Origin of the sequence: Tessaracoccus lacteus (assembly GCF_029917005.1) — a bacterium.
In the GTDB taxonomy this organism is placed as follows: Bacteria; Actinomycetota; Actinomycetes; order Propionibacteriales; family Propionibacteriaceae; genus Arachnia; species Arachnia lactea.
The window spans coordinates 1,767,407-1,788,713 of record NZ_CP123967.1; the positions used below are offsets into that span (position 1 = coordinate 1,767,407).

17 protein-coding genes are annotated in these 21,307 nt (G+C 71.4%); 8 read left to right on the forward strand and 9 right to left on the reverse strand.

Translation table 11 applies throughout. The features are described 5' to 3' along the window. A complete protein-coding gene (locus QH948_RS08180; protein ID WP_281143959.1) occupies positions 1-3,159 on the forward strand; it encodes a UvrD-helicase domain-containing protein in 3,159 nt (1,052 codons plus the stop codon). After that, positions 3,152-4,894: an exodeoxyribonuclease V subunit alpha gene (gene recD, locus QH948_RS08185; RefSeq protein ID WP_281143960.1), complete on the forward strand. Its 1,743-nt coding sequence runs from the start codon at positions 3,152-3,154 to the stop codon at positions 4,892-4,894. The genes QH948_RS08180 and recD overlap by 8 nt, the downstream gene beginning before the upstream one ends. On the opposite strand, the gene QH948_RS08190 is transcribed toward recD, so the two are convergent. Beyond that, positions 4,840-6,051 (reverse strand): amino acid aminotransferase, encoded by a 1,212-nt coding sequence (locus QH948_RS08190; RefSeq protein WP_281143961.1) that lies wholly within the window; start codon positions 6,049-6,051, stop codon positions 4,840-4,842. The genes recD and QH948_RS08190 overlap by 55 nt on opposite strands. Positions 6,052-6,159: 108 nt before the next feature. Here QH948_RS08190 and QH948_RS08195 point away from each other — a divergent pair, with 108 nt between their 5' ends. Further along, positions 6,160-7,302, forward strand: coding sequence for a carboxylate-amine ligase (locus QH948_RS08195; protein WP_281143962.1), 1,143 nt, complete (start codon positions 6,160-6,162; stop codon positions 7,300-7,302). Next, complete coding sequence (locus QH948_RS08200) at positions 7,299-8,027, forward strand: glutamine amidotransferase (protein ID WP_281143963.1); 729 nt, start codon at positions 7,299-7,301, stop codon at positions 8,025-8,027. The genes QH948_RS08195 and QH948_RS08200 overlap by 4 nt, the downstream gene beginning before the upstream one ends. Positions 8,028-8,031: 4 nt before the next feature. Here QH948_RS08200 and QH948_RS08205 read toward each other — a convergent pair whose 3' ends face one another. Together QH948_RS08205 and QH948_RS08210 are read right to left on the reverse strand one after the other, a co-directional pair. Further along, a complete protein-coding gene (locus tag QH948_RS08205; RefSeq protein WP_281143964.1) occupies positions 8,032-8,265 on the reverse strand; it encodes a hypothetical protein in 234 nt (77 codons plus the stop codon). Between the two features lie 71 nt (positions 8,266-8,336). Beyond that, entirely contained in the window at positions 8,337-9,668 is a 1,332-nt protein-coding gene (locus QH948_RS08210; protein ID WP_438874085.1) for an RNA polymerase sigma factor, read from the reverse strand. Between the two features lie 253 nt (positions 9,669-9,921). Here QH948_RS08210 and QH948_RS08215 point away from each other — a divergent pair, with 253 nt between their 5' ends. Next, positions 9,922-10,854 (forward strand): sigma-70 family RNA polymerase sigma factor, encoded by a 933-nt coding sequence (locus QH948_RS08215; RefSeq protein WP_281143965.1) that lies wholly within the window; start codon positions 9,922-9,924, stop codon positions 10,852-10,854. Between the two features lie 70 nt (positions 10,855-10,924). Here QH948_RS08215 and QH948_RS08220 read toward each other — a convergent pair whose 3' ends face one another. Genes QH948_RS08220 through QH948_RS08240 form a run of 5 tightly spaced genes read right to left on the reverse strand, consistent with a single transcriptional unit; the run spans position 10,925 to position 17,829 of the window. Then, the gene (locus QH948_RS08220; protein ID WP_219083916.1) at positions 10,925-11,779 is read right to left on the reverse strand and encodes an acyl-CoA thioesterase; all 855 of its coding nucleotides are present in this window, start codon (positions 11,777-11,779) and stop codon (positions 10,925-10,927) included. A gap of 35 nt (positions 11,780-11,814) precedes the next feature. Next, positions 11,815-15,624 (reverse strand): ATP-dependent RNA helicase HrpA, encoded by a 3,810-nt coding sequence (gene hrpA / locus QH948_RS08225; RefSeq protein WP_281143966.1) that lies wholly within the window; start codon positions 15,622-15,624, stop codon positions 11,815-11,817. After that, on the reverse strand, positions 15,621-16,496 hold the full coding sequence (locus QH948_RS08230) for a universal stress protein (protein WP_219083914.1): 876 nt from the start codon (positions 16,494-16,496) through the stop codon (positions 15,621-15,623). Before QH948_RS08230 ends, hrpA begins: the two co-directional genes overlap by 4 nt. Continuing rightward, positions 16,489-16,896, reverse strand: coding sequence for a pyridoxamine 5'-phosphate oxidase family protein (locus QH948_RS08235; protein WP_219083913.1), 408 nt, complete (start codon positions 16,894-16,896; stop codon positions 16,489-16,491). Before QH948_RS08235 ends, QH948_RS08230 begins: the two co-directional genes overlap by 8 nt. 30 nt (positions 16,897-16,926) lie before the next feature. Further along, a complete protein-coding gene (locus QH948_RS08240) occupies positions 16,927-17,829 on the reverse strand; it encodes a T3SS (YopN, CesT) and YbjN peptide-binding chaperone 1 (RefSeq protein WP_281143967.1) in 903 nt (300 codons plus the stop codon). A 115-nt stretch (positions 17,830-17,944) separates the two neighbouring features. Here QH948_RS08240 and QH948_RS08245 point away from each other — a divergent pair, with 115 nt between their 5' ends. Continuing rightward, positions 17,945-19,207 carry a TIGR04053 family radical SAM/SPASM domain-containing protein gene (locus tag QH948_RS08245; RefSeq protein ID WP_281143968.1) on the forward strand — a complete coding sequence of 421 codons (1,263 nt, stop codon included), beginning with the start codon at positions 17,945-17,947 and terminating at the stop codon, positions 19,205-19,207. Here the strand turns inward: QH948_RS08245 and QH948_RS08250 are convergent. Beyond that, positions 19,195-19,788, reverse strand: coding sequence for a TetR/AcrR family transcriptional regulator (locus QH948_RS08250; RefSeq protein ID WP_281143969.1), 594 nt, complete (start codon positions 19,786-19,788; stop codon positions 19,195-19,197). The two genes, QH948_RS08245 and QH948_RS08250, sit on opposite strands and share 13 nt — an antisense overlap. A 93-nt stretch (positions 19,789-19,881) precedes the next feature. On the opposite strand from QH948_RS08250, the gene QH948_RS08255 reads away from it, so the two are divergent. Continuing rightward, complete coding sequence (locus QH948_RS08255) at positions 19,882-20,268, forward strand: DUF1304 domain-containing protein (protein WP_281143970.1); 387 nt, start codon at positions 19,882-19,884, stop codon at positions 20,266-20,268. Between the two features lie 17 nt (positions 20,269-20,285). Then, entirely contained in the window at positions 20,286-21,299 is a 1,014-nt protein-coding gene (locus QH948_RS08260) for an NADP-dependent oxidoreductase (RefSeq protein ID WP_281143971.1), read from the forward strand. Positions 21,300-21,307 lie beyond the last annotated feature (8 nt).

Sequence of the window (21,307 nt, forward strand, 5' to 3'; positions counted from 1 at the left end):
GTGGCGGCACCCTTCGACCTGCTCGGCCCGCTGCCGCAGCGCACCACGCTTCTGGAGGCGAGCGCCGGCACCGGCAAGACCTACGCCATCGCAGCCCTTGCCGCCCGCTACCTCGCCGAGGAGGGCCACGCGCCCCGTGACCTTCTCATGATCACGTTCGGCAGCCAGGCCGCCGGCGAGTTGCGTGACCGCGTCCGCGGCCGGATCTCCGAGTCCCTTGCGTACCTCGACCGCCTCGCGGACGGAGCCGTCGCGGACCCGTCCGACGACCCGGTCTCCCGACACCTCGCCGCAGTGCCGGGCGCGCGGGACGCTCTGGCCGCCGCACTGCAGCAGTTCGGCGAGATCACCATCTCCACCACCCACGGGTTCTGCCAGGACATGCTGCAGGAGCTGGGGGTGCTCGGCGACTGGGACCCGAGCGAGACCGTCGGCCCTGACGACGACGTCCTCGCCCACCAGTGCGCCTCCGACACCTACCTCGCGCTGTGGGCCGGGGAGCAGAACCCTCCCATCGAGCCCGCCGACGCGCTGAACCGCGGCGTCGCGGCCGCCACCTCGACCCTCCCTCTCCTGCCCGACCAGGGCCCGTTCCACGAGTACGCGACCCGGACCCGCGAGCTCTATGCCCAGCGCAGGATGAGCGAGTCGCTGTGCACCTTCAACGACATCGTCGCCCGGCTCAGGTCCGCGCTGGCCGACCCGGAGCTCGGCGCCCAGGTGCGCGCCCGCCTGCGGGAGCGGTTCCCCGTCGTGCTGGTCGACGAGTTCCAGGACACCGACCCCGACCAGTGGGACATCCTGCGGGAGGCCTTCGTCGGGCCTGACCGCCGAACTGTCCTGATCGGCGACCCGAAGCAGTCCATCTACGGCTTCCGCGGCGCCGACCTCGGCAGCTACCTGCAGGCCCGCTCCCACGCCCAGGTCTGCTCCCTGGACGTGAACTACCGCTCGGATGCCGCCGTCGTCGACGGGGTCGTCGACCTGTTCCGCGGCTCGCACCTCGGCGACGAGACCATCACCGTCGAGCCCGTGCGCACCCACCGCACGGGTTCGGGGCTGCAGGTGCCCGGTACGGCCCGGCTGTGGCTGCGGCGCTGCTCCGTCGGCGAGCTGACCTCCGTCACCGCGGCCGAGGCCGTCGGGCACGACGTCGTGCACCAGGTTCGCCTGCTGCTGAGCCGGGCGACCCTGACCGACGGGTCCGCGCTCAGGCCCTCGGACATCGCCGTCCTCGTCCGCCGCGGGGCGCGCGCCGAACAGCTCCGCGACGCGCTCACCGCCGCGGGGCTGCCCGCGGTCCTGACCGGCAGCCAGTCCGTGTGGACGAGGCCGGCCGCCGACAGCTGGCGCGTCCTCCTCGAGGCCATGGCCGAGCCGTCGCAGGCCAACATCCGGCTCGCGGCACTCTCCCCCCTGATCGGTTCGGAGTTCGGCCAGCTCGTCACGCCGGGCAGCAGCGAGCCGGCCCGCGTCAGCACGCTCGTGAGGGAACTCGCGCACGCGCTCGAGGCCGGCGGCATCGGGCACGCCTTCACCGAGCTCCAGACGCAGACGCGCCTCGCGGAGCGGACGTTGGCTGAGCCGGACGGGGAGCGGCTGCTCGCCGACCTCCAGCAGGTCGCCGAGCTCCTCGGCGCCTCGGGCGCGACCACGGCCGCCCAGCTCCTCGAGGTCGTCTCCCGCGGTCGCGGGGAGGACGACCTGAGCGACGCCATCCGGCTGGCCTCCGACGGTGACGCCATCCGCGTCATGACGCTGCACGCCGCCAAGGGGCTCGAGTTCCCCGTCGTGCTGCTCCCAGAGACGGACGGGGTCAGGCCCATCACCCGGCGGCCGTTCACCGTCCTTGAGGACGCGACCCGCAGCCTGTGGATCGGCCCCCGCCCCGCCACCAACGACCGCATCACCACCCTGCTCCGGGCCCAGAACCTCGCCGAGGAGCTCCGCCTGCTCTACGTCGGGTTCACCCGCGCCAGGCACCTGGTGATCGCCTGGCACGTCGACTCCGGACGGAGGCCGGACGGCGACCCGATGGCGCATCTGCTCACGCAGCACGGCTGGCGCCCCGACAAGCAGCAGCGCCGCCCCATCAGCTCGCTGACCGGCGTGATCGTCGACTCGCCGCTGGACCCGACGCCGCCCGCCGCGGCCCCCGGACCCGCGGCGGCGGGCACGACGACCCCGCTGGCGCTCGGCGTGTGGGATCGTCTGATCGACGCCACGTGGCGCCGCACGTCCTACTCGGGGCTGACCGCGGGCCTGCACGAGGCGCCCGCCGGCGTCGTCACCGACGAGGCGGAGAACCTCGACCTGTCCGCGTCCGTGGAAGCCCGCGGCGACCTCGCGGCCGCCTCCCCCATGAATGGGCTGCCCGCCGGCACCGGGTTCGGGACGCTGGTCCACGCGGTGCTCGAGCGCACCGACTGGTCCCCCTTCGCGCTCGAGGCGAGCACCGCGACGCAGCTCGCGGAGCTGGGACCGGCCGCCGGCCTGACGGTCGACGAGTGCGGCCGACTCGCCGAGGCCCTGGTGGCGGTCTGCCGGACCCCGCTGACCCCGGTCGCGGACGTCACGCTGTCCGACGTGCCCGTGGCGCGCAGGCTGCCCGAGCTGGACTTCGACCTCCCCCTGGCGGACGGCGGCGCCCCCGCGACGCTGCGCGACCTCGCCACGCTGATGGCCACGCATCTGCCCGACGACGACCCGCTGTCCGCCTACCCGCCACGGCTGGCCTCCTCGGAGGCCGCCGACGCCGTCCTCAATGGCTTCCTCACCGGGTCGATCGACGCGGTGCTCCGCTTCGACGACGGCCGTTTCGGCGTCTTCGACTACAAGACGAACCGCCTCTCGCCGCCGGGGGTCGACACCACGCTGGGTCACTACACCCCCTCGGCGATGGCCGAGGCCATGATGCAGGCCCACTACCCGCTCCAGGCGATGCTCTACTGCGTCGCCCTGCACCGGTTCCTCCGCGCCACGCTGCCCGGCTACGACCCCGCCACGCATCTGGGCGGCGTCGGCTACCTGTTCGTCCGCGGCATGGCAGGGCCCACGACCCCTGTCGTCGAAGGATCCGTCTGCGGCGTGTTCGGCTGGTTCCCGCCCGCCGCCCTCACCGTCGCCGCGTCGAACCTGCTGGGAGGACACCATGCGTGAGCGCCCCATCTCCGCCACCGGGCTGCTCGCCGAGTTCATCGACGCGGGCATGCTGCAGCTGATCGACTTTCACCTGGCTCGGCGCGTCGGTCAGCTCGCCGACGAGGCCGACCCGCGGGTGCTGCTCGCCCTGGCGCTGGCCGTGCGCGAGCTGCGCCTGGGGTCGGTGTGCCTCGACCTCACACGCGCGCACGAGCTCGCCCCCGAGGGCGACCTGGACGACGGAACCGCGGCGGACCCCACGACGCTCGACTGGCCGGAGCCGGCCACCTGGGTCGACGACGTGGCCGCGTCCCGCACGGTCGCGCCCCCCGGTGGCCCGGCCGCCCCCTTCCGGCTGGACGGCACGCTGCTGTATCTCGACCGGTACCACCGCCTGGAGACAAGGCTCGCGGCGGCGCTGCGCGACCGCAGCCGCCTCCCCGACTTCGTCGCCGAGGCGGCCCCGGAGCCGCCCGCGCATCTCGACGAGCACCAGCGAGCCGCGATCGCGGCGGCGCTCACCCACGGAACCACCGTCATCACCGGCGGACCGGGCACCGGGAAGACCACCATCGTCGCCGAGCTGCTCCGCGCGCTCGCCCCCCACTCACCGCGCGTCGCCCTGGCCGCGCCGACCGGCAAGGCGGCCACCCGGCTGCTCAGCACCGTCGGCGGAAGCGGCGGCGCCGTGTGGGGAGGCACGCTCCACAAGCTGCTGAAGATGCGACCCCGGTCCGCCGTCTCGCCCCACTCGCCCGCCGACCCGCTCCCCTACGACGTGGTCGTGGTCGACGAGACCTCCATGGTCTCCCTCGAGCTCATGACCGTCCTGGTGGAGGCCCTGGCTCCCTCCACCCGGCTGGTCCTGCTCGGTGACCCGCACCAGCTGAGGTCGGTCGAGGCCGGGGCGGTGCTGGCCGACATCGAGTCCGCCGACGACCTCGTCTCCGCGCCCGGCGGGGCCGTGGCCCGGCTGGTCACGAACTACCGGTCCAACGCGCAGATCAACGCGCTCGCCGAGGCTATCGAGTCCGGGGATGCGGGGCGCGCGGCGGCCCTCATCGAGGCCTCCGAGGCACTCGAGTTGATCGACTTCGACCCGACGACGGACCCCGCCTCGCTACCGCAGGTGCGCCGGGACGCGCTGGCCACCGCCGAGGCGGTCCGCGGCACGGCGCTGGTGGGCGACGGGGAGGGCGCGAACCGGGCGCTCGGCGGGCACCGTTTCCTGTGCGGGCACCGCGAGGGACCGTTCGGGGTCACCCACTGGGCCAGATCGCTGCGGGCGTGGCTCGGCGGGCAACTGCCGGACTACGGCTTCGACACGCGTCACTACGTCGGCGAACCGCTGCTCATCCAGCGCAACTCCGACCTGTTCAGCAACGGCGACACGGCGGTCGTGACCCTGCTCGGCGATCAGCTGCAGGCCGTCGTCGACCGCCCGGAGGGTGCGCTGAGCCTGCCGCCGTCGCTGTTGGTCAACGCCGTCGATCTGCACGCCATGACGGTGCACAAGTCCCAGGGCAGCCAGTTCGACACCGTCTCGGTCGTGCTGCCCCCCGTCGGATCACCGCTGCTGACCCGCGAACTGCTGTACACCGCGGTCACCCGGGCGCATGAACGCGTCCGGATCTACGGGAGCGCCGAGGCGCTGGCCGAGGCCATCACCACCCCCGTCCGCCGGGCCAGCGGGCTGGCTCAGGCGCCGGCCGGGGACGCCGCCCGCACGGACGCGATCGCGTCCGCGACGTAACCGAGGTTGCTGTCGTTCAGCGCCGCGACGCAGATACGGCCCGAGTCGAGACCGTAGACGCCGAACTCGGAGCGCAGCGCGACCATCTGTTCCCGGGGCAGGCCCGAGTAGCTGAACATCCCACGCTGCTGCGCGATGAACTCCATGTCGTCGATGCCGCGCTCCGCGAGAGCCGCGACCAGGGAGGTGCGCAGCGTCTGGATGCGGGTGCGCATGTGCGAGAGCTCGTCGGCCCACATCGAGCGCAGCTGCTCGTCCAACAGCACGGTCGACACGATCGCCGCCCCCTCGGTGGGCGGGTTCGAGTAGTCGGTCCGGATGAGCGTCTTGAGCTGGCTGAGCACGCGTGCCGCGACGGTCGCGTCCTCCACGACGACCGACAGCGAGCCGACGCGCTCGCCGTAGAGGCTGAACGACTTCGAGTACGACGTCGACAGCAGGAACACCAGGCCCGACGAGGTGAACCGCTCGACGACCGCGCCGTCCTCCGCGACGCCGGAGCCGAAGCCCTGGTAGGCCATGTCGAGGAAGGGTACGAGCGAGCGCCTGATCAGGACCTCGATCACGCGGTCCCACTGCGCCGCGTCCAGGTCGTAACCCGTGGGGTTGTGGCAGCAGGCGTGCAACACGACCACCGTGCCGGCTTCAGCGGCGTCGAGATCGGCGATCATGCCCTCGAAGTCGATGCCCTTGAGCTCGGCGTCGTAGTAGCGGTACGTGTCCACCTCGAAGCCGGCGCGGCTGAAGATGGCGCGATGGTTCTCCCAGCTCGGGTTCGAGACGAGCAGCTTCGGGCCCGCAGACAGCACCCGCAGGAGGTCGCCACCGACGCGCAGCGCGCCGGTGCCGCCAAGGCTCTGGACCGTGACCACGCGGCCGTCGCTGATGGCATTGGACTCGCCGAAGACCATGGCACGGACGGCGGTCCGGTAGGCGGGCATGCCGTCGATGGGCTGATAGGCGTGTGGGCGGGCCGCCTGCGTGATGCGCTCGCTGGCCTCCTGCACAGCCCTCATCAGGGGGAGCCTGCCGTCCTCGTCGAGGTAGACGCCCACGCCCAGATTCACCTTCTGCGCGCGCTTATCGACGGAGAAGGCCTCGGTGAGTCCGAGGATCGGGTCGGCGGGGGCGAGTTCGGCGCGTTCGAAAAGCGACATCAGGGGTGAACCTCTCTTTCGGCCGTCACTGTATCGCCGGGAGGGGCTGCCCGCACCCATCTCCGCCCGTGCTGGACTAGTCTTCACGCAGAAAGCTTGGGAGGCGGGATGAAGATTCCTTTCGGCCAGTCGCGTCAGTCCACGATCGGCATCGAGTGGGAGCTGGCGGTGGTCGACGCGACCACGCTGGAGCAGGTCCCCGCCGCCGAGCTGGTCCTCGCCCACGTCGACGACCCCGTGGACGGGCCGATCCGGCGCGAGTACCTGACCTCCATGATCGAGATCGTCTCCGGGGTACACAGCCACGTCGACCGGGCCGTCGCGGAGATGCGCTCTCACCTCGACTTCGTCCTGGACAAGCTCGACGCGCACGGGCTCACGCTGATGGGCGCGGGAGCCCATCCGTTCGGCGACCCCACGAGGCAGAGCCCGGGCGACAAGGCGCAATACCGCCGGGTCACGGAGCGCAACGGCTGGTGGGGCCGCCACATGGCGATCAACGGCCTGCACATCCACACCGGGATCGACTCCCGCGACAAGGCGCTGCCCATCGTCTTCGGGCTGGCCCGCTTCACCCCGTACTTCATCGCGCTGTCGGCCTCGTCCCCGTACTGGGAGGGTGAGGACACGAACTTCGCGTCGCAGCGCACCATGATGTTCCAGCAGCTTCCGACCAACGGGCTGCCGTACCACATGAACGACTGGGCCCAGCTTGAGCGGTTCGCCTCGCAACTGGAGGGGGTGGGGCTGATCCAGAACCCGTCCGAGATCCGCTGGGACGTGCGTCCGTCGTCGTGGGGCACCGTCGAGAACCGCACGATGGACTCGGTGCCGACCTCGTTCGAGGTGGGCGCGCTCGCGGCTTTCAGCCAGTGCATCGTCGAGTGGATGTCGCGGGTGCTCGCCCGCGGGGACGAGATCGACGCGCTCCCACACTGGTTCCTCAGGGAGAACAAGTGGCGCGCCGCCCGCTACGGGCTTGCCGCCGACGTCATCACCCCGCGCAAGGAGGAGTACCTCATCCACGTCGACGACGGGATCCGGATGTGGGCTGACATCGTCGCGCCGATCGCCGATGAACTGGGCTGCGCCGAGGAGCTCGGCCACGTCCTGGAGCTTGTCGATCGGGGCCCGAGCTACCGTCGGCAGCGCCGCATCGTCTCGGCGGGCGGCAGTACCCACGACGTCGCCCGTGCGTTGGTCGACGAACTGCGTTCCGGCGTTCCGCGGTTCCAGGAGGCAAGGAAGTGAAGCCGTTCCTGCTGCTCAGCACCCGCCCCGAGGACGAGGCCGTCGTGGGAGAGCGCGAGGCCATCCTGCGGTTCTCCCGGCTGGCGGAGGAGGACCTGGTGCAGTACCGGGTCGAGAGGGAGCCGCTGCCGCCGATCGATCTGGAGGACTACAGCGGGATCCTGCTGGGCGGGGGCCCGTTCAACTCCAGCGACCGGGCCAAGTCCGACCTGCAGCTGCGCGTCGAGGCCGACCTCGCCCGGGTGGTCGCCGACGTCGTGGCGCGCGACTTCCCGTTCCTCGGGCTCTGTTACGGCATCGGCGCGCTGACGGCCAACCTCGGTGGCCAGGTTGACCGCACCTTCGGCGAGGCCGTCGGAGTCGTGGACGTGACGCTGACCGACGAGGGGCGCGCCGACGCCCTGTTCGACGGCGTGCCGGGTGTGGTGCGCGCCTTCGTCGGGCACAAGGAGGCCTGCACCGTGCTGCCGCCGGGCGCGGTGCTACTCGCCAGGGGGGACGACTGTCCGGTGCAGGCCTTCAGGGTCGGGCGCAACATCTACGCGACGCAGTTCCACCCCGACCTCGACGGACCGGGGCTGGCCCGACGCATCGACATCTACCAGGAGGCCGGCTACTTCCCGCCCGCGGAGACCGACGAGCTGATGCGGATGGCCCTGGCGGCCCCGCTCAGCCCCGAGGTCCACCTCCTGGTGCGCAACTTCGTCGAGCGCGCCGCGAGCTGACGGGTCAGCCGACCGTCTCCGGCAGGTATGGATCGGCGTCGAACTGCGAGCGGCCCAGCCAGTTGCGGGTGGTCTCCCCGAGGTCCGCGGGGTGGAGTTCGACGCCGGTCCGCGGGAGCTGGCCCGCCGCCTCCGCCGCGGTGGAGGCCCCCTGGCCGGAGGCCACCATGTCAACGACCAGGGCGAGCGAGAGCAGCGCCCCGACCAGCATGGAGATGAGTGTCGTTGCCCGTCGCATCGGTGCGTCCTTATCGTCGGAAACACACGCGGCCACCCCGGTCCGGGGTGGCCGCGGCGATGCCCTCAGGCTCAGTCGAGGTAGTCGCGCAGGACCTGCGAGCGCGATGGGTGGCGCAGCTTCGACATCGTCTTGGACTCGATCTGGCGGATGCGCTCGCGCGTGACGCCGTAGACCTTCCCGATCTCGTCGAGCGTCTTCGGCTGCCCGTCGGTCAGGCCGAAGCGCATCGACACGACGCCGGCCTCGCGCTCGCTGAGTGTGTCGAGCACGTCGTTCAGCTGCTCCTGCAGGAGCGTGAAGTTGACGGCATCCGCCGGGACCACGGCCTCGGAGTCTTCGATCAGGTCGCCGAACTCGGAGTCGCCGTCCTCGCCGAGCGGGGTGTGCAGCGAGATGGGCTCGCGACCGTACTTCTGGACCTCCACGACCTTCTCGGGAGTCATGTCCAGCTCGACGGCCAGCTCCTCCGGCGTGGGTTCCCGGCCGAGGTCCTGCAGCATCTGGCGCTGGACGCGGGCGAGCTTGTTGATGACCTCGACCATGTGGACGGGGATGCGGATGGTGCGCGCCTGATCGGCCATGGCGCGGGTGATGGCCTGCTTGATCCACCAGGTGGCATAGGTCGAGAACTTGTAGCCCTTGGTGTAGTCGAACTTCTCCACGGCGCGGATGAGGCCGAGGTTGCCCTCCTGAATCAGATCGAGGAAGAGCATGCCGCGGCCGGTGTAGCGCTTGGCGAGCGAGACGACGAGGCGCAGGTTCGCCTCGAGGAGGTGGTTCTTGGCGCGTCGGCCGTCCTCGGAGATCCACTCGAGGTCGTCCAGGTCCTCGGCCGCGACGGGCCTGTCGGTGTCCGTCAGCCGCTCCTCGGCGAACAGGCCGGCCTCGATGCGCTTGGCGAGCTCGACCTCCTCGACGGCGTTCAGCAGCGCGACCTTGCCGATCTGCTTCAGATAGTCCTTGACGGGGTCCGCGGTGGCCCCCGCAGAGACGACCTGTTGCTCCGGCTCATCGGCGTCGTCGGAGTCCGAGAGTGCGAAGCCCTCCTCCTCGCTGGTCAGCTCCTTGGCCAGCGGCGTCTCGGCGGCCTCGTTGAACTGCGACTCGTCCACCTCGTCGAGAGAGCGCTTCTTCTCCTCGACGGACTTCTTCTTGCCGCCGACGGTGAGAACCACGTCGTCGCCCTCACGCTTGAACTCCACCTCGACCTCGCCCGTGGCGGCGTGCGCGATGGTTGGCTCGGCCTTCGGCTTGCGGGCCCGCGTCGCCCTCGGCGCGGCCTTGCTCGCTGTGCTCCTGGCTCGGGTGGCGGGCTTCTTCGGCTGCTCGTCGGTGGAGGTCGCGCTGGCGGTCCGGCGGGTGCGGGGGGCCTTACCGGTTCCTTCGGCGTTCTCAGTCACTGTCGTCCTCTCGAGGCCTACTTATTTTTGCGCGCGCAGTGTCCCGTGGTAGTCAAGAGCGACGCGCCGTCCATTCTGGCACGGGGTGTGCGAGGACTCAAACGCCGACCTAAGGGAGAACCCTGACTCTGGGTCGATGCGCACGCCGCCGGGTACAACCCAGGGATGATTTCGCCGAGAGAGTGCGTCTCGTCGGAACCTCTTGGCCTGCCCGTGCGTTGTGCTTGGTGACGACTGCGAAAGGTTCTGCATCATGAACAGTACTGCGCGTGCTCGGAGCACCGAAGGAATCAACGGCAAGGACGCGGTGGGGCTCTACCTCGACGCGATCGCCAAGACGCCACTGCTCACCGCCGTCGAGGAAGTGGAGCTCGCCCGCCGCATCGAGGCTGGCCTGTACGCATCGAGGATCATTTCCGGCGAGGAGTCCACTGCGCTGGACGCCACCGACGAGGAACTTGCCGAGGTCGCGGCGGACGGGGAGCGGGCCATGCAGCGCTTCATCCAGGCAAACCTGCGGCTGGTCGTCTCCGTGGCCCGCAAGTACGGCCGCGCGCAGATGCCGCTGCTCGACCTGGTTCAGGAGGGCAACACGGGCCTCATCCGCGCCGTGGAGAAGTTCGACTACGCCAAGGGCTTCAAGTTCTCGACCTACGCCACCTGGTGGGTCCGTCAGGCCATCTCGCGCGGCATCGCGCAGCAGGGTCGCATCGTGCGCCTCCCGGTGCACGTCGCCGAGCAGGTCAACCAGGTCTCGGCGGTGCGGCGCAACCTGGAGCGCCAGCTGGGCCGCGAACCCGAGCTGATCGAGATCGCGGACGAGCTGGGCCTCGAGGAGAGCAGGGTCGTCGACCTGCTCCGTTACGCACGCGAGCATGTCTCCCTCGACGCCCCCGTCGAGGCGGACGGCGACACCGCGCTGGGTGATCTGATCGCCCGCGAGACGGCTCCCGGCCCGGACGAGATGGTACTGGACGCCGAGGAGCGCGGCCGCCTCGAGGAGATGCTCTCCAACCTGGACGAGCGGTCCCAGGACGTCGTGCGCCGCCGATACGGCCTGCTCGACGGTCGCCAGGCCAAGCTCGCCGACATCGGAACGCACTGGGGCATCACCGCAGAGCGCGTCCGGCAGATCGAGCGGCAGGCGCTCGCGACGATGCGCGCAGCGCAGGGGGTCGCCGCCTGAGCCAAGGCGATTCCACCAGGGACTCCGGGTCCCGCCCCAGGTGCGAGGGGGCGGGGCCCGGTTCTGGTTCTCAGGCGGGCGTCGTCGGGAGCACGCGGATCAGGCCCTCCTGCGCACAGGAGGCCACGGCGTGGCCACCCTGGAACAGCCGGCCCATGGCGAACCCGCGGGCGCTGGAGGCCGACGGCGAGATCATGTCGTAGAGCAGCCACTCGTCGACGCGGACCGGACGGTGGAACCACATCGCGTGGTCGATGGAGGCCATCTGCATCGACGGCGACAGGAACTCCACCTCGTGCGGGATCGTCGTGACGCTCAGCAGCGTCATGTCGCTCAGGTAGGCCAGCACGGCAGCGTGCCGCACCGGGTCGTCCGGCATCGGCTCACGCGTGCGCACCCAGGCGCGCATGTTGCCGCCGTTGCGTCCCGCATCCGGAGGCGAGGCCAACCGGACGTCGAGCGACTCCCACTCCTGCAGCAGCGTTAGCCGGGCGCCGAAGCGCCCCTCGAGGATCTCCCGCAGCGACGGGCATTCCTCGGGCGGGGAGACCCCGTCGGTCGGCGGCACCGCCGAGTGGTCGAGGCCGGGTTCGGGTGCCTGGAACGAGGCGGTCATGTGGAAGATCTCGCGCCCGCCCTGGCAGGTGACCACGCGGCGCGCGCTGAACGTGTTGCCGTCGCGCAGCTCCTCGACCTCGAAGTCGAGGGGAAGGTCGTTGTGGCCGGGCCGCAGGAAGTAGGCGTTGAGCGAATGGATGTGTCTGGCCCTCGGAACGGTGTGGGCCGCCGCGACCAGCGTCTGGCCGAGCACCTGCCCGCCGAAGAGCCGCTGCAGCAGCGTGCGGGGCTGCGGGCCGCGGAAGCTCAGGTCCCCCGTCTGCGTGAGATCGAACAGAGCGAGCAGTTCAACGACGTCCTTGGGCACCCGGCCATCCTGCCACGGCCCCGCCGCACGAGCCATCAGGATGCGGCGCGGACCGCCTGCCTGATGCGCTTGGCCGAGACGGGCACCGAGGTGCGGAGCTGCTGCGCGAACAGCGAGACGCGGAACTCCTCGATCAGGAATGCGATCTCCTCGACCGCTGGGGAGAGAGGGCCGGGAGGCTGGGCGTCGGTCAAAGCCGCGTACAGGTCCTCCATCTCGTCGACCTGGGCCTGCAGCTGCGCGTCGCGGGCGGGGTTCGACGCGGCCGCCTCCAGGCGGGCGACCGCCGCGGCCGCGTAGCGTGGCAGGTGCTCGAACCACGGGTCGGGTGTGGCGGTGATGAACCGGGCGAAGAACAGGTTGTCCAGCTGGCCCGCGACGTCCCTGGACGCGGCGGCCTGCGGCCGGTCGGCGATGAGCAGCCGGGCGCGGGTGACGTCGGCCAGCGCGTGCGCGGCCGTGTTCACGACGTCCAGCGTCCGGCCGGGGCACTCCTGGCGTACGGCGAGCGCCACCTTCGCGTAGGCCGCCTCGCCGCGGACCGTGACGGGGTCCCCCTCCGCGGCGGCGAGCTGCTCGCCCGCCTTGAGCCAGGCGTCGGCCAGGAGGTCCGGCACCGACGGGTAGGCCGAGTCGGCCAACGAGAGCTTCTCCATGCGGCCGAGGTGGGACACGACCCACCTCGTCGGATCGGGGTTGGTGCAGGTCAGGAGCCGGCGCAGGCCGGCGACGTGCGAGCGGTCGGCCTTGTCCCGGGTGTCGAAGACGCGCACCCCGACGGTCGTCCCCTCGTCGACGAGCGCCGGGTACCCGACGACTCCCCTGCCCAGCCTGGTCTCGGTCGGGACGTCGCCGAAGGTCCACGACGTGGCGCCGGTCGAGGTGATGTTGGACGCGGACCTGGTCAGCTTCGCCGCGACCTTGGGCGCAAGCCGCTGCTGCAGCTCGGCGAGGTCGGCTCCGCGCGCGACCTCGCGGCCGCGGTCGACGACGACGAAGGTGGGCCGCAGATGCGGGTCGAGGGTCTCGGGGCGCCACTGGCCGGGTTCCACGATGGTGCCGGTCAGGGCCGTGAGCGCCCGGCCGAGGGCCTCCGGGAAGCTCCCCTCGCCGGTCTCGCCGCGCTCGTCGAGCCAGTCGAGCGCGCGGGAGGCGAAGTCGGGGGCGGGCACGAAGCTGGTGCGCACGGCCTTGGGCAGGGAGCGGATGAGCTCGGTGGCCAGCTCGCGGCGCAGTCCTGGCACCTGCCAGGTGAAAGGGTCCCCGTCGAGCTGGGCGAGGGCCTCGAGCCGGACGGTGAGGGTCACGCCGTCGCCGCCGGCCCCGGGGTCGAAGACGTAGCTGACGGGCAGCCGCTGCCCGGAGACCTCCCAGCGGTCGGGGAAGTCGGAGGCGCGCAGCTGCCGGGGGTCCGTGACGGCGTCGTCGAACGTGAGTGCAGGCCACCGCTCCTTCGGCAGGCCGCGCAGCCACTTCTCGAACGTCGAGCCGGACACCACCGTCGCCGGGACGCGCCCGTCGTAGAACGAGTAGAGCTCGTCGTCGGAGATGAGCAGGTCGGGCCGGCGCATCCGGTCGGTGAGCTTCTCCGCCTCCTCGAGCACGGCGCGGTTGGCGGAGACGAGCTTGCCGCGCGTCTCCCACTGGCCCTCCACCAGGCCGCTGCGGAGGAAGATCTCGCGTGCCTCGGCGGGGTGATCGGCCGCATAGTTGGTGCGCCTGCCCGCGACGATCGGCACGCCGAACAGCGTGAGCCGCTCGCTGGCGCTGACGGTGGCCGTGCGCGGCGAGAATGACGGCTCGGACAGGGTCCGGGTGAGAACGTGGCCGGCCACCTGCTCGACCCACTCGGGGCGCACCTGCGCGACGGTGCGGGCCCACAGCCGGGACGTCTCCACCAGCTCGAAGGCCATCACCAGGGAGGGCGTGGACTTCGCGAGCGAGGAGCCGGGCTGGATGGCGAACCGGGTGCCGCGGGCGCCCAGGTACTCGGTCAGGGGCCGCCGCTTCCCGGCCTCGCGCCGGCCGGGCTCCTGCACCAGGCCGACGTTCGACAGCAGGCCGGTGAGGATGCTGGTCAGCGCGTCGGGCATGGTGCCCTTCGGGCGGGTGTCCAGGTGGAGCTCCTTCGCCACCTCGCGGAGCTGGCTGACGAGGTCCTCCCACTCCCGGAAACGGACGAAGTGCAGGTACTCCTCGCGGCACATGCGGCGGAAGGCGTTACCGCTGAGCTCGCGACGCCGCCTCCTCAGGTAGTGCCAGATGTTCAGCAGCACCTCGAAGTCGCCGCCCTCGAGCGACTGCTTCGGTGCGTCCTGGTTGCGGGTGCCGGTGTGGGCCGTGTGCCGCTTCGGCTCGCCGGACTCCTTCGGCTCCGCCGGCGCCGGCCGCGACGGGTCCCCGCCCCAGAACCTGCGGTGCAGCTCCTCCGCGCGGGCCTGGGCCTCGCTCGGGCGCTCCCGCACGTCGGGGACGGTGAGCCCGGCGACCAGCACGAGCACGGTGCCGAGGCAGTCGCGCTTCGACGCCTCGATCATCATGCGCCCGAGCCGTGGGTCCACCGGCATCCGGGCGAGCGTGCGGCCCGTGGCGGTCAGCCGCAGCTCCTCATGCCGGCCGCGCGGGTGGATGGCGCCGAGCTCCTGCAGCACGCGGACGCCGTCGTTGATCTGCGAGATGACGGGCGCTTCGACGAACGGGAAGCGTTCGACGTCGCCGAGCCCCGCCTGCGCCATCAGCAGGATGACGGTGGCCAGGTTGGTGCGCAGGATCTCGGGATCGGAGAACTCGGGGCGGGACCCGAAGTCCTCCTCGGAGTAGAGCCGGATGGCGACGCCGGGGCCGACGCGGCCGCAGCGGCCGGCCCGCTGGTTGGCAGAGGCCTGCGAGACGGGCTCGATGGGCAGCCGCTGCACCTTGGTGCGCGCGGAGTAGCGGGAGATGCGGGCCGTGCCTGTGTCGACGACGTAGCGGATCCGCGGGACGGTGATGGAGGTCTCCGCGACGTTGGTGGCCAGCACGACGCGGCGCCTGGCGCCCGGCTGGAACACCTTCTGCTGATCCGCGGCGGACAGCCGGGCGAACAGCGGGAGCACCTCGAGGCCGGTGTCGAGGGCCTCGACGGCCTCGGCGGCGTCACGGATCTCCCGCTCGCCGCTTAGGAAGACGAGGATGTCGCCGGAGCCGGACTCGGTGACGATCTCCTCGACGGCGCCGGCCACCCCGTCGATCTCGTCCTGACCCTCCTCCAGCGGCTGGTAGCGCGTCTCGACGGGGAACGTGCGGCCCGAGACCTCGACGACGGGGGCGTTGTCGAAGTGGGCCGAGAAGCGGGCGGTGTCGATGGTCGCGGAGGTGACGATGACGCGCAGCTCGGGGCGCTGCGGGAGCAGCTGCTTGAGATAGCCGAGCAGGAAGTCGATGTTGAGGCTGCGCTCGTGCGCCTCGTCGATGATGATCGTGTCGTACTTCCGCAGCATCTCGTCGTGCGTCAGCTCGGCGAGCAGGATGCCGTCGGTCATGACCTTGATGCGCGTGGCGGCGCTGGTCTGGCGCGTGAAGCGGACCTGGTAGCCGACGAAGTCGCCGAGCTCGACGCCACACTCCACGGCGATGCGCTGCGCGACGGTGCGGGCGGCGATGCGGCGGGGCTGCGTGTGGGCGATGCGCTGCCTGCCTGCGAGCAGGCAGATCTTGGGCAGCTGCGTGGTCTTGCCGGATCCGGTCTCGCCGGCGACGACCACAACCTGGTTTTCGCGCACCAGGTGCGCGATGCGCCCGGCCTCCGCCGCGATGGGGAGGCCGGGCTCTACGGTGATGTCGGGTGGTGAGTCGCCTGGGGTCATCCGCGGCTGATGTACAGCGGGCACAGCGCGTGGGCCATCAGGCCGCGCATGAGCCCGCCGAGGCTGATGCCGGGGATCGACGACTCGCCGACGCCCAGCACGAGCATGTCGTAGTTGGCGCTGCGGCTGACGAGGTAGTTGATCGGGCTGTCGATCGCGACGTGAACGCTGTACTCGACGCCGGGGTGGCGCTCGGCGACGCCGGCCGCGAGGGCCTCGATGCCGCCCTGGGCGAAGCGGACCTGCTCGTCGAGCTGGGCCGGGGTCAGCTTGCGCGCGAAGATCCCGACCGGGGGCTGTACCGCGTGCACGATCTCCAGCTTGTCCGTGAAACGCTCGCACTGCTCGAACGCGGCCTCGAGGGTCGCCTCGGAGCCGGGGTCGGTCTGCAGGCCGACCCCGATAATGCCCTTCTGGCCGACGGGGTCAGGGTGCGCGGCCGCGGAGATGACGACGACGGGGCACGAGGCGTTGGCGACGACCGCGACCGACGTGGAGCCGACGAACATGCGCTCGAGGCCGGAGGCGGCGCGGCGACCCACGATGATGAGGTCGGCGACCTCGGACAGGCGTGCCATGACGCCGCCCGGAGAACCCATCACCACCTCGGTGCGGATGCGGTCGGCGGGCAGGCCTGCCTCCAGAGCGATGCCCTTGGCCTGCTCGTTGGCGGTGACGCCGGCGGCCTGCAGCACCTCCGGGTCGTACACGACGCCCCAGGCGCCGGCCATCAGCGTGTCGTCCACCGCGTTGACGAGCAGCAGCTCGCCGTCGCGGCGCAGCGCCGCCCCGGTGCCGAACCTGACGGCACGCAGGCCGTCGTCGCTGCCGTCGACGCCGACGACGATCAGAGGTTGGGTCTTCTCAGTCATGGTGGGGCTCCTCACTCCTCACGGTCCCGGACAGGACACGTCCATCGATGCTGGTCGCCGTCACGGCGATCCCGACGGTGCGGTCGTCGGCCAGCCAGCTCACGCTGTCCGCCTCGACCGGCCCCGTGGTGCCGCGCACGAGCACCGACCAGCCCACAGCCGTCTCCTCGTCGATCTGATCGACCTGGAACGCCACGTCCGTCGGCTGCGTCAACGACGCGAGCACGGTGCCGGGTGCGGTGTGGAAGACGATCTGTCGCCCATCGGAGAGGAAGTTGACGGGAACCACGGTGAGGCCGTCCACCGCCGCCCAAGCGAGCCGCCCGACGCGCACGTCGGCCAGCAGCGACCAGCACTCGTCGCCATCGAGCCGGGAGAAGTACGTCACAGGTTCCTGCATGCCTCAACCCTAGCGCTACCGGTCCGCTTGTCAGGAGACCTGGAACGTGGTGCGTCCGCCCAGCTTGCTGGCCAGCGCGTCGTCGATGCCGTCGGCGATGCGGCTGAGCACCCGCAACGCCTGCTGCAGGTGGGCCGGGACGAAGGGCTGGGTCGGCACGGACAGCTGGACGAACACGCGGTCGCGGTGCAGGGCGAAGCGGCCGTAGCGCGACTCGACATTCAGGTCGTTGAGGACCTCGCACGCCCGGGATCTCCCGACGACGTCGTGCACGATCGCGGAGAAGAGCAGCAGTTCCTGCGCGTCGGGGGTCGTCCGGAGGAAGACCATGGTCGAGCCGACGCGGATCGCGATGTCCCCCTGCTCGTTGCGCAGCGGCGGATGCTTGAACAGGCGGCGCAGCTCGACCTCGACGAACTGGTCGAGCTCCGCCTTGCTGCCCGGCTTGAGCGGCTTCTCGGCCTTGGTCAGAGAGCGGGGCTCCAGCGGCGTCCAGTGCGTCTGCACCTGCAGGATCTCGGCGAGCTGGTCGGGCTCGAGGAAGACGGGGTGAAGCACGTCGAACACGTCGGCGAGCGTCGCGCGGGCCAGCTCCGCCAGCGCCGCGGAGTCCGCCTGGTCCGCCTCAGTGTGGAACGAGGGGATCTCGGCGGTCGGCGCCGCCCAGCCGAGGGCCTCGAGCTTGGCGGCCTGGGCCGGGCCCGCGCCGGAGGCGTCGACGGGGCGCGTCACGAAGGCGCTCACCACGCCGGGCCGCCGCACGGAGAACCGGATGCCCGGCCTGAGGCCGGGCACCGTCGAGGCGACGGAGATCGTGAGGTCGGCCGTGGAGTCCATCACGGAGAGGACCTCGTCCAGGCGGCGCGCGAACTCGTCCCACGCCTCCCGCTGCGTGTCGTCGAAGTCGAAGTCGAAGTCCATGTTGTCTGTCACCCGCCACCTCCACACTCAACCTAACGCACCCGGGGCGGCTTCACCGGCGTCGTCTGCCCGCGGCAGCACCGGCCCGGCTCCCGGCCGGGGAACGACACGACGTAGTATCCAACGCATGGACAGCTCCGCAGTCGAGACCCCCGCCGCGCCCGGATACCCCTTCGGCCACCCCGGCGGGCACCCCGGCGGGCACCCGGGCGGGCACCCCCACACCGCCCGCAAGGGCGTCGTCCGGACGCTGCACCACGATCCGGGCGAGCGCCCGCACGTGCTGGTCTGGGAGGTCACCCGGGCCTGCCAGCTCGCCTGCCGCCACTGTCGCGCCGACGCGTTCACCAAGGCGGACCCGCGTCAGCTCACCACCGCGGAGGGCAAGGCACTGCTCGACGACTTCGCCTCCTACGGGACGCCGCGGCCCATCGTGATCCTGTCCGGCGGCGACGCGTTCGAACGCGACGACCTGGAGGAGCTCATCTCCTACGGCACCTCGATCGGCCTGCCGATGGCGCTGTCGCCGTCGGTCACCCCCCTGCTGACCGACGAGCGCCTCGCCTCGGTCCGCGAGGCCGGCGTCAAGGCATTCTCCATCTCGCTCGACGGCGCGACCGCCGAGACCCACGACTCCTTCCGCGGCATCGACGGCACCTTCGCCGACTCGCTCGAGGCCGCGAAGCTCGTCGTCAAGCACGGCTTCCGATTCCAGGTGAACACCACGATCTGCCGCAACAACGTCCACGAGCTCCCGCAGATCCTGAAGACGGTCATGGAGATGGGCGCCCACATGTGGTACCTGCTCTTCCTCGTCCCGATGGGCCGCGGATCGAACCTCGAGCCGCTGAGCCCCGAGGAGATGGAGGACGTGCTGCACTGGCTGCACGACGTCTCCGACCGCATCGCCGTGAAGGTGACCGAGGCCCCCAACTACCGCCGCGTCGCCATCCAGCGCGACGACGCGCGCGCCGCCGGGAAGCCGATGCCACCCACGGGCGAGCTCCACGCACGACTGGAGGCCGAGACCGAGGCGCTGCTGGGCGAGGTGCTGGAGCGCCGTCCCCCGCGCCCGCCGATCGGCGTGAACTCGGGCCGCGGCTTCGCATTCGTCGACCACATCGGCGACGTTTACCCGTCGGGGTTCCTGTCCTACAACTGCGGCTCCGTGAAGGAGCGCCCGTTCCACGAGATCTACGCCACCGCGCCGATGATGAAGGCGCTGCGCGACCCGTCCGGGTACTCCGGCAAGTGCGGCGTGTGCGAGTTCAACTGGATCTGCGGCGGGTCCCGCGCCCGCGCCAACGCCATGCTCGGGGACCCGCTGGCCAGCGACCCGACCTGCATCTGGCAGCCGGAGGCCTGGCGCCCGCAGACTCAGGAGGCCTGAGCCAACCTCGCGTCGCACAGCAGGCCGGCCGCGGCCTCCAGGCCCTCGACGGCCTCGTCGGGAGACACGCGCGTGAGGGCGAAGGCCGAGACCACCAGCCCCGTGACGGCGTCGGACAGACGACCGCGCCGGGCCGGGGGCAGCCCCGGGAGATACGCGTCGACCCCGCGGCCGAGCGCGCCGCGCAGCTCGGCGCGGTACGCGGTCACGACCCGGGCGACGGACGCGTCGTCGCCGAGCGACCCCGTCGCGGAGTTGATCAGGAGACAGCCGCTCGCCGAGACGGGTGACCGGCGCAGCGCGTCGGCGAGCCCCGAGAGGTAGTCCAGGATCGCGTCGGGCGCGACCCTCTCCCTCGTCAGCGGCACCAGCCGGGGCCGGACGATCTCGTCGAGGTAGCTCTCGACCGCCGCGTCGTAGAGGCCGCGCTTGGAGCCGAAGGCGTGGTAGAGGCTGGACCTGGCCAGCCCGGTGGCCTCCTCGAGCTCCGGCAGCGACGCGCCCTCGTAGCCCGTGCGCCAGAACACGCCGCGTGCCGCGCGGACCACCTCGCCCCGGTCGTATGTCGGCGTCCTGCCCATGGCCGCCTCCTCGCTACTTTTTGTGGATCGACCGGTTCAGTATATATAGTGGATCGAGCAGTCCACAATCGTGTCCACGCAAGGAGAGCCATCGTGATCGTCCTCGGCCTCGTGCTCGCCGCCCTGGCGGCGGCCCTGCACGTCTTCATCTTCTATCTCGAGTCTCTCGCCTGGACCACCGGCCGGGCCCGCGCCGTGTTCGGCACCTCCGAGGAGGAGGCCACCGCGACGCGCGAGCTCGCCTTCAATCAGGGCTTCTACAACCTCTTCCTCGCGGTGGTGGCCGGCATCGGCATCGTCGCCTGGGCGGCGGGCAGCGCCGTCGTCGGAGCCTCCCTCACGCTCGCCGGCGTGGGCTCCATGGCGGCCGCCGCGCTCGTCCTGTTCCTCTCCAGCCCCGACAAGCGGCCCGCCGCGGTGAAGCAGGGCACGCTGCCCCTGCTCGCGGTGGTCGTGCTGGTCCTCGCATTCGCCCTCTGACCCCAGGAGTTCCTTTCATGAGCACCGCACCAAGCACCCAGATCCATCTCGTCTCCCGTCCCGAGGGGTGGCCGACGCCGGAGAACTTCCAGACCGTCCGCGTGACCCTGCCGGAGCTGGCCCCCGGCCAGGTCCGCGTCGCCAACGCCTTCGTCTCCGTCGACCCGTACATGCGCGGCCGCATGAACGAGGGCCGCAGCTACGTCGCGCCGTATGCGCTGGGCGCCACCATCACCGGCGGCGCGGTCGGCCGCGTCATCGAGTCCGCCGCCGACGGTGTCGACGTCGGCGCCGTCGTGCTGCACCAGCACGGCTGGTCCGACGTCGTGCAGGACGACGCCGCCACGTTCCAGGTCATCCCGGAGCTGCCGGGCGTGCCGCTGTCGCTGCGGCTGCACATCCTCGGCATGACCGGACTGACCGCCTACGTCGGCCTGACCCGGATCGCCTCGCTGCAGCCCGGCGAGACCGTCTTCGTCTCGGGCGCCGCGGGCGCGGTCGGCTCCGCCGTCGGGCAGCTCGCCCGCCTGCTGGGCGCCTCCCGGGTGATCGGCTCGGCCGGGTCCGCCGCCAAGGTCGCCCTGCTGCACGAGAAGTACGGCTTCGACGCGGCCTTCAACTACCACGACGGCGAAGTGCGGGAACTGCTCGCCCAGGCGGCCCCCGACGGCATCGACGTCTACTTCGACAACGTCGGCGGGGACCACCTCACCGCAGCCCTCGACGCCTTCAACGACGGCGGCCGCGCCGCGCTGTGCGGCGCTATCTCCACCTACAACGCCGATGGTCCCGTCCCCGGCCCGGACAACATGTCCAACATCGTCACGCGCGGCCTGACGCTGCGCGGATTCACGCTCGGCAACCACCTCGACCTGGCGGGCGAGTTCCAGCAGCGGATGGCCGGCTGGTTCTCCGAGGGCCGGATCGCCTACGACGAGACCATCGTCGACGGCATCGACAACACGGTCGAGGCGTTCCTCGCCATGATGCGCGGCGCGAACGTCGGCAAGATGCTGGTGCGCGTCGGCTGACGCGGCAG

Coding starts and splice junctions, on each gene's coding strand:
- recD (WP_281143960.1), top strand. CDS start 3,152: ATGCGTGAGCGCCCCATCTCCGCCACCGGGCTGCTCGCCGAGTTCATC.
- QH948_RS08190 (WP_281143961.1), bottom strand. CDS start 6,051: ATGTCGCTTTTCGAACGCGCCGAACTCGCCCCCGCCGACCCGATCCTC.
- QH948_RS08195 (WP_281143962.1), top strand. CDS start 6,160: ATGAAGATTCCTTTCGGCCAGTCGCGTCAGTCCACGATCGGCATCGAG.
- QH948_RS08205 (WP_281143964.1), bottom strand. CDS start 8,265: ATGCGACGGGCAACGACACTCATCTCCATGCTGGTCGGGGCGCTGCTC.
- QH948_RS08215 (WP_281143965.1), top strand. CDS start 9,922: ATGAACAGTACTGCGCGTGCTCGGAGCACCGAAGGAATCAACGGCAAG.
- hrpA (WP_281143966.1), bottom strand. CDS start 15,624: ATGACCCCAGGCGACTCACCACCCGACATCACCGTAGAGCCCGGCCTC.
- QH948_RS08230 (WP_219083914.1), bottom strand. CDS start 16,496: ATGACTGAGAAGACCCAACCTCTGATCGTCGTCGGCGTCGACGGCAGC.
- QH948_RS08235 (WP_219083913.1), bottom strand. CDS start 16,896: ATGCAGGAACCTGTGACGTACTTCTCCCGGCTCGATGGCGACGAGTGC.
- QH948_RS08245 (WP_281143968.1), top strand. CDS start 17,945: ATGGACAGCTCCGCAGTCGAGACCCCCGCCGCGCCCGGATACCCCTTC.
- QH948_RS08250 (WP_281143969.1), bottom strand. CDS start 19,788: ATGGGCAGGACGCCGACATACGACCGGGGCGAGGTGGTCCGCGCGGCA.
- QH948_RS08260 (WP_281143971.1), top strand. CDS start 20,286: ATGAGCACCGCACCAAGCACCCAGATCCATCTCGTCTCCCGTCCCGAG.